Origin of the sequence: Streptomyces sp. NPDC047081 (assembly GCF_040643775.1) — a bacterium.
Classification (GTDB): Bacteria; Actinomycetota; Actinomycetes; order Streptomycetales; family Streptomycetaceae; genus Streptomyces.
Genome location: NZ_JBEYUY010000011.1, coordinates 309762 through 321642, shown reverse-complemented (window position 1 = coordinate 321642; position 11881 = coordinate 309762). Strand labels below are relative to the sequence as shown.

8 protein-coding genes and 3 pseudogenes are annotated in these 11881 nt (G+C 69.8%); 4 read left to right on the top strand and 7 right to left on the bottom strand.

Annotated features, from left to right (window positions below; translation table 11 throughout):
- Positions 1-101: 101 nt before the first annotated feature.
- Positions 102-1247: pseudogene (fxsT, locus tag ABZ848_RS23340) on the top strand (FxSxx-COOH system tetratricopeptide repeat protein); the annotation flags it as partial.
- A gap of 32 nt (positions 1248-1279) precedes the next feature.
- Here the strand turns inward: fxsT and ABZ848_RS23335 are convergent.
- The 3 genes from ABZ848_RS23335 to ABZ848_RS23325 form a co-directional block, all read right to left on the bottom strand.
- Positions 1280-3088 (bottom strand): HEXXH motif domain-containing protein, encoded by a 1809-nt coding sequence (locus tag ABZ848_RS23335; RefSeq protein WP_360834741.1) that lies wholly within the window; start codon positions 3086-3088, stop codon positions 1280-1282.
- Positions 3089-3164: 76 nt separating this feature from the next.
- Positions 3165-3365, bottom strand: coding sequence for a hypothetical protein (locus tag ABZ848_RS23330; protein ID WP_360834717.1), 201 nt, complete (start codon positions 3363-3365; stop codon positions 3165-3167).
- 137 nt (positions 3366-3502) lie between these two features.
- Positions 3503-5023 (bottom strand): MFS transporter, encoded by a 1521-nt coding sequence (locus tag ABZ848_RS23325; RefSeq protein ID WP_360834715.1) that lies wholly within the window; start codon positions 5021-5023, stop codon positions 3503-3505.
- Between the two features lie 62 nt (positions 5024-5085).
- Between ABZ848_RS23325 and ABZ848_RS23320 the strand changes: the two genes are divergently transcribed.
- Entirely contained in the window at positions 5086-6051 is a 966-nt protein-coding gene (locus ABZ848_RS23320; RefSeq protein ID WP_360834713.1) for a WYL domain-containing protein, read from the top strand.
- Positions 6052-6496: 445 nt separating this feature from the next.
- On the opposite strand, the pseudogene ABZ848_RS23315 reads toward ABZ848_RS23320, so the two are convergent.
- The 3 genes and pseudogenes from ABZ848_RS23315 to ABZ848_RS23305 all read right to left on the bottom strand — a co-directional run.
- Positions 6497-6679: pseudogene (locus ABZ848_RS23315) on the bottom strand (TetR family transcriptional regulator); the annotation flags it as partial.
- A gap of 438 nt (positions 6680-7117) precedes the next feature.
- A pseudogene (locus tag ABZ848_RS23310) lies at positions 7118-7606 on the bottom strand (TetR family transcriptional regulator); the annotation flags it as partial.
- 1067 nt (positions 7607-8673) lie between these two features.
- A complete protein-coding gene (locus ABZ848_RS23305; protein WP_242765579.1) occupies positions 8674-9669 on the bottom strand; it encodes a sigma-70 family RNA polymerase sigma factor in 996 nt (331 codons plus the stop codon).
- Between the two features lie 206 nt (positions 9670-9875).
- Here ABZ848_RS23305 and ABZ848_RS23300 point away from each other — a divergent pair, with 206 nt between their 5' ends.
- A complete protein-coding gene (locus tag ABZ848_RS23300) occupies positions 9876-10394 on the top strand; it encodes an N-acetyltransferase family protein (RefSeq protein WP_360834711.1) in 519 nt (172 codons plus the stop codon).
- 1 nt (position 10395) lies between these two features.
- On the opposite strand, the gene ABZ848_RS23295 is transcribed toward ABZ848_RS23300, so the two are convergent.
- Complete coding sequence (locus ABZ848_RS23295; protein WP_360834709.1) at positions 10396-11187, bottom strand: class III extradiol ring-cleavage dioxygenase; 792 nt, start codon at positions 11185-11187, stop codon at positions 10396-10398.
- A gap of 101 nt (positions 11188-11288) precedes the next feature.
- Here ABZ848_RS23295 and ABZ848_RS23290 point away from each other — a divergent pair, with 101 nt between their 5' ends.
- The gene (locus ABZ848_RS23290) at positions 11289-11795 is read left to right on the top strand and encodes a MarR family transcriptional regulator (RefSeq protein WP_360834707.1); all 507 of its coding nucleotides are present in this window, start codon (positions 11289-11291) and stop codon (positions 11793-11795) included.
- The last annotated feature ends 86 nt before the right edge of the window (positions 11796-11881 follow it).

Genomic DNA, 11881 nt, shown 5'->3' with positions numbered 1-11881 from the left:
ACCCGTCGTCCCCATGGGGAATTACGTGACCGCGGGGGTGGGGAATTACGTGACGCGGAACCCGCCCCACCTGGGGAATTTCGTGATCGTCGACAGGCAGCCACAAACAGGCGGCGGACCTCAACTCGAAGGTTCTGGAGGCCTATCGGCGAAGCGTCGGGCCCGACGCCCAGGACACCATCGACGCCCTGGGCAACGTCGCCATCGACCACCGTGTCCGAGGCGCCTTCTCCGAAGCCCTCTCCCTCTCCGAGTCCGTCCATCAGCAGTACTTACGGCTCCTGGGTCCCGAGGACCCCGAAACCCTCCGCGCCGCGCACAACCTCGGCGTGAGCCTCCGCCTCGTCGGCGACTTCGCCCGCGCCCGCGGTCTCGACCAGGAGACCTGGCACGCGTACACCGAGATCTACGGCCAGGACCATGTGTCCTCACTGGGCACCTGGCTCGGCTACATCCTCGACACCCGCGAGCTCGGAGAATACGGCGTCGCCCTGACGTTCCACCGTGAACTCCTCGAGCGGTGCAACGCCTTGCTCGGCAATGACAACCCGCTCAGCCTTTCGAGCTTCCGGCATCTCGCCGTGGCGCTGCGCAAGGCCGGTGAACACGAGGAGGCGATCACGGCGGCGGAACAGGCCCGCACCGCGCTCGTCCGCAGGTACGGCACCCACAACCCCGAGTCCATCGCCGCCACTCTCGAATTGAGTGTCCATCTGCGGCACAGCGGTGATCTCGTGGAAGCACAGCAGCTCGGGACCGAGATCTGCGAGCGGTACGAGCAGACGTACGGCAAGCACCATCCGCATGCCCTGTCAGCCGCACTGAATCTCGCGATCACCTACCGTCTGCTGGGCAATCCCACGGCCTCTCAGTACATGAACTCACTGGTGCTGGAGGAATTCACACGGACCCTGGGAGAAAATCACCCGTCCACGCTGATCTGCCGCACCAACCTCGCCAGCGACCACTACACCCTTGGCGACACGGCCGCCGCCCTCGAGCTGGACACCGAGACCCTCCGCCGGAGCCGGGAGGTCTTCGACGACGACCACCCCTCCTCCCTGGCCTGTGCCGCCAACCTCGCCATGGACCTGCGTACCCTCGGCCGCACCGAGGAAGGCGACATCCTCCACACCGACACCCGGGAACGACTCGGCCGCAAGCTCGGCAGCAGCCACCCCGCCGTGGCACAGGCTGCCGACTGGGAGCACCGCGCCAACTGCGACATCGACCCGATGCCGCTGTGACCCGTGAAGACGAGACCGAGACCGCGCTGAGGCTATCGGGCCAGCCACTGCGCGAGCGCGACAGGGTCAGGCTGTTCCGGCAGCGACCGGCTGATGGCGACAGCCAGTTCGGGGCGAGCGAGCAGGGCCGTGCCCGCCCTCCGCTCCCCGCACTCGGCCAGCGCCAGGCCGAGCCCGGCCCAGGCTGCGGGTCTGGCGTCCGGCAGGGCCAGTTCCTCCGCGTACAGCTTCACCGCGGCCTCCGCGTCACCCGCCACCAGCGCCAGATCGGCGGGGCCGCACCCCCGGACCTGGGAGGCTGGGTCGTCCTCGGTGAGCAGTCGCGCGAACTCCGGCGGGTCGACGATGCTCAGGCGGGCCAGCAGGGCCATGGTGTCCAGTCGGCAGGCGGCCGGGTCCGGGCGCAGTTCGGACTCCAGGCCCCGGGCCGTCGGCAAGCCCGAGCCGTCGGCCGCCTTTCGGCCACGCTCCCACTCCTGCGCCAGCGCCGCCGCATGGGCGGGAAGAGTCCTCAGATGATGGGCCCGCCAGGCCGTCTGGTGATGGACGGCTGCCAGGCGCGCGAGGTGTTCCTCATGCTCGCTGACCGACTCATCGCGCCAGGAGGCGGTCTGTTCCGTGAGCGCCTCGACGAGTTGCCGTCCGAGTGGAGTCAGTACGGGGTGATCGCGCAGGACGGCGAGTACCTGTTGCAGGGCGTCACGCCAGAGCGCGAACTCAAAGCCCGCGAGCCCCTCGGTACCGCGCGTGCGCCAGTAGCGGGCGACCCCTGAGAAGGCGTACGCGCCATGCACAAGCCCACCGAGTGGACGCGGATCGTCGCGCCACGGGGCGTAGAACAGGTCGCCGCACTCCTCGAACAGGGGCACGAGAAAGATGAGGCCGTTCAGCAGTGTGTGCCGGAACTCATGGACGAGTGTCACGCCCAACTGGGCTGGAAGCTCCTCTGCGTCCTGGTCCGGCTCGGAGAGCAGCACACAGCCGAACGCGTCACTGGACGAGGCCGTGCGCTCTCTGAGGCGTTCCCTGTGCGGGAGGGGGACCAAGGACTTCAACCCGGCGGCCAGGGTGCGGGCATCAGCTCGATGGTCTGTCGCGAGAAGGTCCCACATGGCGGTGACACGACGCTGCCAGCGGTCGAACTCGTCAGCTGTCAGCCGGCCGGAAGCGGCCAGGCCGGGCACCGCCGGATACGGACCGAGATCGTCGACAGCAAGCGTGAGGTCCAGACCCGCACGCGAGGCCCGCAGGCGACGCAGCCCCTCCCAGCCGGGCAGCTCGCGTTCAGGATCCTCGGGCAGCAACACGGTCGTACCGGGCGCGACGACCTCGACAACGCCGTCCCGCGACCGGATCTCGGCAGAGTCCCAGGGCCCGGCGGTAACCAGACGGGCACGCCCCAGGCAGGGAAGGAACACGGTTCCGTTCCGAACCGGAACCCGCGTCCGGAAGGGGATATTTGCCAGGATCGACGCCGCTGCGGCGCACTGCCCCAGAAAGCCGAGTTCCACCCACAGCGGCACCTCTTCGGCGTCGGCCGCCCGGTCCGTACGGGACAGTCTGCGAAAGAGAGTGGCTGCCCACAGGCCGACTTGAGGGTCGAGCAGAACGTGGCGCAGGACCGCCGGATCGCGCTCTTGAGCGATCTCCAGCAGGCGCCACGCCTCTCGGACACCGGCGGTGGCGGCCTCGGGAAGGTCGGCGACAGCGTCCAGGACCGCCCGCAGGATCAGGAGCCGACGGCTGTACTCGGAGTCGAGGAGCGCGGCGACCGCCGTCTCGTCCTCGGTGGTGGACATCAAGGACCGCAGCACAGACGCGGAGAGATGGTGGTGGTGCATCGGCACGATTTCCTCGTTCCCGACCAGGTAGCCGTCCAGACACGGCGAGGAGAGCGCCCTGTCGGATGTCAGGGAATCAGCTCCCCTGACTGCCACCGATCGTGGACAGCGGCCGGTTGACGTAGTGCTTCAGATGGTCGACCGAGGACTCCAGAACCATGCCGTCAAGAGCGGTGAGTTCGCCCAGCGAGAGACCCGAGAGATTGGGCAGCCAGCTCGGCTGTGCCGTTTCCAGCGCTGCCGCCTCGGTCGAAGTGGCCTGGTTGATCGACGACATGACGCCCCGTTGTTTGCCGGTTCCAGTGATCCCGGTTTCATCAACTAAGGGACCGGGCGCCCGCGAAGAATACACGCATGTGATCCAAAGCACAATCCCCTGTCCGATGCGAAAGCCTCGGGCAGGGGATCGAATACTCAGCGGGCCGAGGCCAGCTCTTTCCTCTGCGCCGAGCCGTCGTACGCACCCTCGATGGGCGCCTCAGCGGCGTCTTTTCGCCCCGGCAGCGCGAACATCAGCACGAAGATCACCCCCATGACCCCGGCCACCCACCCCAGCGCATGCTGGAACCCGTTCACGAACGCCGGCCCCACCTCGGCCCGTGTCAGCCGGTCGTCGATCTGGCCGAAGAACACCACCGACACCAGGCCCAGCCCCAGCGCGTTGCCCATCTGCTGCACCGTGTTGATGAGGCCCGACGCCGAGCCCGCGTGTTCGCGTGGCACGTCGGAGAGGATCGCGTCCGTCAGCGGGGCCACGATCAGGCCCATGCCCACGCCCATCACGACCAGGGGCAGGGTCATCTGCCAGGAGGCGATGGCGAGGCCGTAGCGGTGGGACTCCCAGATGTAGAGGAGTACGCCTGTCGCCATCAGCAGCGCGCCCGCTTGCAGGACCTTGCGGCCGAAGCGTGGGACCAGTTGCTGGACGGACAGGCCCGCCGCCGTGGAGACCGCGATCGAGAAGGGGACGCCCGTCAGGCCGGCGCGCAGGGGGCTCCAGCCCAGGCCGATCTGCATGTACAGGGTCCAGACCAGGAAGAACACGCCCAGCGCGACACCGAAGACGGTCTGTACGGCGATGCCCGCCGCGAAGCTCTTCACTCGGAAGAGGGACAGCTCGATCAGCGGGGAACCGTCCCGTGCGGCCTTCCGTTTCTCGTATGCCACCGTCACTCCGAAGACCAACACCGCACCCGCCATCGACAGGTATCCCCACAGCGGCCAGCCCAACTCCCGGCCGCGCGTGAGCGGGTACAGCAGCATCAGCAGGCCCAGCGTCACCAGTGCCACGCCCACCAGGTCCAGCTTCAGCGCCCGCGGCGCTTTGGACTCCGTGATGAAGCGGCTGCCGAGGAGCAGGCCCGCGATACCGACAGGGAGGTTGATCAGGAAGATCGGACGCCATTCCAGGCCGAACAGGTTCCACTCCGTCAGCAGGGCGCCGAGCAGCGGGCCCGTGACCGCGCCGAGGCCGACGACCGCACCGAACAGGCCGAACACCTTGCCGCGTTCGTGTGCCGGGAAGGTCGCGTGCACGATGGCGAGGACCTGCGGCACCATCATCGCCGCCATGCCGCCCTGCAGAATGCGGGAGGCGACCAGCATCTCCGGGTTGGCGGCGAGGCCGCACAGCGCCGACGCGATAGTGAAACCGCCGATGCCGACGAGGAACAGCCGCTTGCGGCCGTGGATGTCGCCGAGGCGGCCGCCGGTGATCAGGCCCGCGGCGAAGGCCAGCGCGTAGCCCGCCGTTATCCACTGGATCTGGCTGAAGGAGGCGCCCGCGTCCTGCTGGATCGACGGGATCGCGATGTTGACGATCGTGACGTCGACGAGGTCCATGAAGGCCGCGGTCATCACGATCGCGAGGGCGAACCAGCGGCGCCGGTCCGCCACAGCGGCTGTACTCGGTCCAGGTGTTTCGGTGGAGGTCATACCTTGAAGCTACGACCCCAATAGGTCAGATCATGTCCTAGTTCTACGGCATCCTCGAACTCATGACGACGGACACCCCGGCACGGCTCCTGACGCTCCTCTCCCTCCTCCAGACGCCCCGCGAATGGCCCGGCGGCGAGCTCGCCGAGCGGCTCGGGGTCTCCCGGCGCACGATCCGGCGCGACATCGACCGGCTGCGCGAGCTGGGCTATCCCGTGCAGGCCACCCTGGGCGCGGAGGGCGGCTACCGGCTCGTGGCCGGCAAGGCGATGCCGCCGCTCGTGCTCGACGACGAGGAGGCGGTGGCCATCGCGATCGGGCTGCGGGCCGGTGCCGGGCACGCGCTCGAAGGCGTGGACGAGGCGTCCGTACGGGCCCTCGCCAAGCTGGAACAGGTGCTGCCCTCCCGGCTGCGGCACCGCGTCTCCACGCTCCAGGCCGCGACCACGCCGCTGACCAGCGGGGACGGGGCGAGCATCGCGCCCGAGACGCTGACCGTGATGGCCTCGACGGTGGCGGGGCGGGAGCGGCTGCGGTTCGCGTACCGGGCGGGGGACGGTACCGAGTCGCGGCGCGTGACGGAGCCGTACCGGCTCGTCTCGACCGGGCGGCGGTGGTATCTCGTCGCGTACGACCTCGATCGGGCCGACTGGCGGACGTTCCGGGTCGACCGGGTGAGCGAGCCGTTCGCCACGGGGGCGCGGTTCGTGCCGCGGGAGTTGCCGACGGGGAGCGCGGCGGAGTATTTGCGGCGGTCCATGCAACGGCATCAGGAGTCCTACGACTTCGAGGTCACCTTCGCCGCGTCCGCACCGGAGGTCGCCGCGCGGCTGCCGAAGTGGCTGGGCGTGCCGGAGCCGTTGGACGCCGGGTCGTGCCGGTTGCGGGCGACGGTGGGCGACGCGGTGGAGTGGACGGCGGTACGGCTGGCGCTGCTGGGGTTCGAGTTCACGGTTCAGGAGCCGGTGGAACTTGTGGATTGTGTACGGGAGTTGGGGGGTCGGTTGGTGCGGGCGGCGGGGGGCTGAGCGGGGGCGGGGGGTGCGGATGGCGGGGAGTGAGCGGGGGCTGCGGGGCTTGTGGTGCCTTGTGGGCGGGGGCGGGCTCGGGGGTGGTTGGGGTGGGGTGGCTCGTGCGCAGGGGCGGGCGTCGGCGCGTGGCTTGTGGTGGCTCGTGGGCGGCGGGGCATCGACGCCGGGGAATTGCAGGCGGACGGCGGGGTGTCAACGCTGGTGAACTGAACGCGGGTTGCTCAGAGCCGAGGTGTGGGCGGCTGGCCTGACGTGGCCCCTGCCCGCGCTGCTCGGTCCGACGCCGCCTCGGTTCGATGCCGTTTCGGTCTAACGCCGCCCCGGCCCGACGCGCATCGCTCGCGTCGCTCTCAACCCCGGCTGCAACCCGCGCCGGCTTTCAACCGCCACGAAGACACACCCCGCGCGCCTCACCGCCCCCGCCGCCTCGCCCCACGCCCGTCTACCCCGCCAACTCCTCCCACGGGAAGCTCCTCAGCGCCGCCAGGTTCTGCAGCGCCAGTGCGCCCGGCCCCTCGGGACCGCGGGCCGGCGCCTCGCCGGCGGCCCAGCGTTCCACGGCCACGCGCACAGCGGCACCGGCTACCGCGGCGGCGAAACGCAGGGATGGGGAGAGAGCGGAGGGCACAGCAACGTTGTCATCACCGCGCGAGGAAGCACCGGCGCCACCGACCGAGCGGGCGCCACCAGTGGAGCGGGCACCATCACCGCCGACCGAGCCGGCACCACCGCTGACCGAGCCGGCACCGCCACCGTCCGGTCCGACGCCACCGCCGTCCGGTCCGACGCGACCTGCCGAGCCAGCACCACCAGCCGAATGGGCATCACCACCGTGGACCGAGCGGCTGCCACCGTCCGATCCGACGCCACCCGCCGAGCCAGCACCACCAGTCGGGCCAACGCCACCCGCCGAAGGAGCATCGTCGCCGCCGACCGAGCGGCCGCCGCCCGCACCACCATCGGCCGAGCGGGCCCCGCTACCAACTGCGCCCGCACCATCAGCCCGGCCGCCCTCGCCATCACCGACGCCACCAGCCCGACCGCGCCCACCATCACGCGCCGCACTCAACCGGCAGGCCAAAACCTCCGCCAACCGCCCCTCCGCCCCACGGCACACCTCTGCCCACACCTTCCCCAGCGCCGGGCTGGTGTCGGTCAGGCGGATCAGGGTGCGGACCAGTTCCCAGGAGGCTGATGAGACGCCCGCGCCGGGAGTCAGGGTGTACTCGACCGCGTGTTCCAGGGCCTGGGGGACGGAGAGGTGGGCCGGGGCCGCCGCCACCGCTTCCGCCCAGCGTTCCGCGCCGGCCGCGTAGAGCGGGGCGACGGCCTCTTCCTTGGTCGCGAAGTAGCGGTAGAACGTGCGCGGCGCGATCCCCACGGCCTGCGCGATGTCCTCGGCCCGCGTGGCCCGCAGACCCTGTCTCACGAAGAGCCCGGCCGCGGCGCGGGCGATCTCCATCCGGGTCTCGGCCTTGCGCCGCTCGGTGAGCGAGCCGGACGACGCGGAAACGGATGCACGGGTTCTGGGTGCGGGGGTGGAGCTGCTCACACCGGCAGGCTATGCCCATGTGGCACAATCTGCCATCCGGCGGGCCACCCCGGGGTTCAGGTCCGGGGTGCCCCGCCATCCAGCATGCCCGCACCCCGACGATGCCTCGACACCGGCCCCCGCCCCGGCCCGCCACAACCTTCCCCCGGCCGACGCCCGCTTCCACCCACGAGACACCGCGAGCCATCCCCGGCCAACTTCTGCCTAGCCCACGAGGCACCGCAAGGCACCACGAGGCACCGCAGGCCACCCGGGCACCCGGACCGACGCCACCCCGCCCACGAGCCACCACAAGCCACGCGCCGACGCCCGCCCCTGCGCACGAGCCACCCCACCACAAACCCCGCTCCGACACCTGCCCCGACCCACGAGCCACCCCACCCCAACCACCCGCCGAGCCCGCTCCCGCTCACAAGGCACCACAAGCCCCGCAGCCCCCTATCCCCAGCCCCCAACCCCCGCCTTCCGCCCCGCCTCCCCCCACACACAAAAAAGAGAGCCGGGCCCCAGCGCCCAGGGGGAGGGGCGCCGGAGCCCGGCTCAGGGAGAGTCCCGGCGCCGGGGGGGTGGTGCGTCGGGACTTGGCTCTGTTGAGGGTTCTGGCCTTCGCGGGTTCCTGAAGTTCGGTCGGTTCCTGGGGCTTGAGTCCTCGGCCAGTCGTTCCTGGGCCTGAACCCGTCACCCAGTCGCTCCTGGACTTGAAGTCCGCCCAGTCGCTCCTGGACTAGAAGTCCCGCCCAGTCGCTCCCGGACCAGAAGGCCCGACCGGTCCAGTCCCCCAGTCCCCAGTCCCCCGAACTCCTGTGCCCTGAAGTCTTTTTCCCATGCCCCCAAGACTTGAAGCGGCATAACACCGCCATTGTTTGCGCGGTCTTTCGCCACCCGGCGTACGCGGTCGCGGTCGAGTTCAACACCCGCTGCCGTCCTGCACCGGAAGGCCCCGGGAGGCCCACGCCCCCCCTGCACCGCCCGGTGACCGCCGAGCCGCACGCTCCCCCGAGCCCCCACGCGCACACCCTCGGCCACCGAACCGTTGATTACGCCTGACTGCGCCTGACTGCGCCCGATTACGCCGCCGCCTCGAAGCCCGTATCCCGCGCCAGCTTCTTCAGTTCCAGCAGGGCGTGCTTCTCGATCTGGCGGATGCGTTCGCGCGTCAGGCCGTGTTCCTTGCCGACCTCGGTCAGCGTGCGCTCGCGGCCGTCCTCGATGCCGTACCGCATCTTGATGATGGAGGCCGTGCGCGGGTCCAGGCGGCCGATCAGGTGGTCCAGTTCCTCGCTGCGCAGGAGCGTGAGGACCGACTGCTCGGGGGAGACCGCCGACGTGTCCTCCAGGAGGTCGCCGAACTGGGTGTCGCCGTCATCGTCCACCGACATGTTCAGCGAGACCGGGTCGCGGGCCCAGTCCAGGACGTCGGTCACACGGTCCGCGTTGGAGCCCAGCTCCGCCGCTATCTCCGCGGGCTCCGGGTCGCGCCCGTGCTCGCGGTTGAACTCGCGCTGCACGCGGCGGATCCGGCCCAGCTCCTCGACCAGGTGGACGGGGAGGCGGATGGTGCGGGACTGGTCGGCGATGGAGCGGGTGATGGCCTGACGGATCCACCAGGTCGCGTACGTCGAGAACTTGAAGCCCTTGCGGTAGTCGAACTTCTCGACCGCGCGCACCAGGCCGGCGTTCCCCTCCTGGATCAGGTCGAGCAGGGGCAGGCCGCTGCGGGGGTAGCGGCGGGCCACGGCCACAACCAGGCGGAGGTTGGAGCGGATGAAGACGTCCTTCGCCCGCTCGCCGTCGGCCACCAGGGCCTCCAGCTCCTCGCGGGAGGCGTCGGCCTTGGACTCCTCGTATCCGTCGAGAACCTGTCGCGCGAACACACCCGCCTCGATGATCTGGGACAGCTCGACCTCCTTGGCGGCGTCGAGCAGCGGTGTGCGCGCTATCTCGTCGAGGTACATGCCGACCAGGTCGCGGTCTGCGATCTCGCCGCCATGTGCGCGAACACTGCTTGCCGTGTCGGTCTCGCCGGTGGCGGACTGACGACGGGCGACGGCACGGGTTGCCATGCGTGCTCCCTTGCGATGGTGGGCTGGCGGGTGGTCCTTCAGATGCCAGGCGCTCGCCTTCGAGTACCTCTCAGCACCCTGCTCGGGTGCCCAGCATCTGTTGGAAACAACGACTGGAATCCGGACAGAATTCCCAACCCGTCCCCCTATTTTTCTGATCATGCAGTACCCTGTGCGGCCGCATCAGGAGTACATAAGGAGGCCCGATGTCGTCAGAACGTACAGAGGTGCAGGTCAGGCCGGGAGTCGAGCAGGACCTCGAAGCCCTCACCGACATCTACAACCACTACGTACGTGAGACGTCCATCACATTCGACACCGTCGTCTTCACCCCTCAGGAGCGGCGCCCCTGGCTGCTCTCCCACCCTGAAGACGGCCCGCACCGCCTGATGGTTGCCACGGATGCGGACACTAAGGAAATTCTGGGCTACGCCACATCAAGCCCTTATCGCGCCAAGCCCGCGTACGAGACCTCGGTCGAGACGACGATCTACCTCGCCCCGCACGCCGGACGCCGCGGCATCGGCACGCTCCTCTACAAGGCGCTCTTCGAGGCCCTCGCGGGCGAGGACGTGCACCGCGCCTACGCCGGCATCGCGCAACCCAACGAAGCGTCCACGCGGCTGCATGAACGCTTCGGGTTCCGGTACGTCGGCACGTACCGCGAGGTGGGCCGGAAGTTCGGCCGCTACTGGGATGTCGCCTGGTACGAAAAGCAGTTGTAGCTCAGCCGAACTGCACCGACCGCTTCGCCATCCCGAACCAGAAACCGTCGATCACCGACCTCTGCGCGTCCAGCTCGCCCCCCGCCTCGGCCGCCCCCATGGTCACGAACAGCGGAGCGAAATGCTCGGTGCGCGGATGCGCGTAACGTCCGGCCGGGGCCTTGTCGAGGAAGTCGAGCAGGCCGTCCCAGTCCCGGGCCTCCAGCGCCCGCTTCCCCCAGTCGTCGAACTCCGACGACCAGCTCGGCACTCCCCCGCCCGTGTGCCGCAGCGCCGCGAGGTTGTGGGTGAAGAAGCCGGAGCCGACGATCAGCACGCCCTCGTCGCGCAGCGGAGCCAGCTTGCGGCCGATGTCCATCAGCCGGCGCGGGTCGAGGGTCGGCATGGAGATCTGCAGGACCGGGATGTCGGCGTCCGGGAACATCTCGACGAGCGGGACATAGGCGCCGTGGTCGAGGCCGCGGTCCGGGATGTCCTGCACCGGCGTACCGGGGGCGCGCAGCAACTTCCGTACGGACTCGGCGAGTTCGGGGGCGCCGGGGGCGTCGTACCGGACCCGGTAGTAGTGCTCGGGGAAGCCCCAGAAGTCGTAGACGAGGGGGACGGGGTCCACCGCGCCGAGGGCGAGGGGGGCCTCCTCCCAGTGGGCGGAGACCATGAGGATCGCCTTGGGGCGGGGCAGGCCGGCGGACCAGGCGGCGAGTTCGCCGGGCCAGATCGGGTCGTCCGCGAGCGGCGGGGCGCCGTGGCTGAGGTAGAGGGCGGGCATGCGCTCCGGTGCGGCGGCTGACATGGCGGTGACTCCCTCGCAGTTACTTTAAGTCTCAAACTCTACGGAAGACTGTACGCGCCAATTGTTTAAATTTCAAGGAGGGTTCTCGTAGAGTGGAGAACATGGACGCAGCACCCGCTACCGAAGACACCCGCTGGCTCACCGACGACGAGCAGCGCATCTGGCGTTCCTACGTGCACGCCAGCACCCTCCTGGAGGACCACCTCGACCGCCAGCTCCAGCGGGACGCGGGCATGCCGCACATCTACTACGGCCTTCTCGTCGGCCTCGGCGAGGCGCCCCGGCGCCGGCTGCGGATGACCGAGCTGGCCATGAAGGCGAAGATCACCCGCTCCCGGCTCTCGCACGCGATCGCGCGCCTTGAGAAGAACGGCTGGGTGCGCCGCGAGGACTGCCCCTCCGACAAGCGGGGCCAGTTCGCCGTACTGACGGACGCGGGGTACGAGGTGCTCCAGCGCACCGCGCCCGGCCATGTCCGCGCCGTACGGCAGGCGGTGTTCGAGCGGCTCACCCCGGAACAGCAGAAGTCCCTCGGCGAGATCATGCAGATCGTCGCCGAGGGACTCCAGCCCAGCGATGCGGGCGCGGACCTGCCCTGGCTCCGCTAGGGCCAGGGCAGGTCCTGGGGGTCGTACGCGGGAGGCGTCCCCTTCCTCCGCGTACGAGTGATGCCGAAGGGGTACGACCGGGCGGT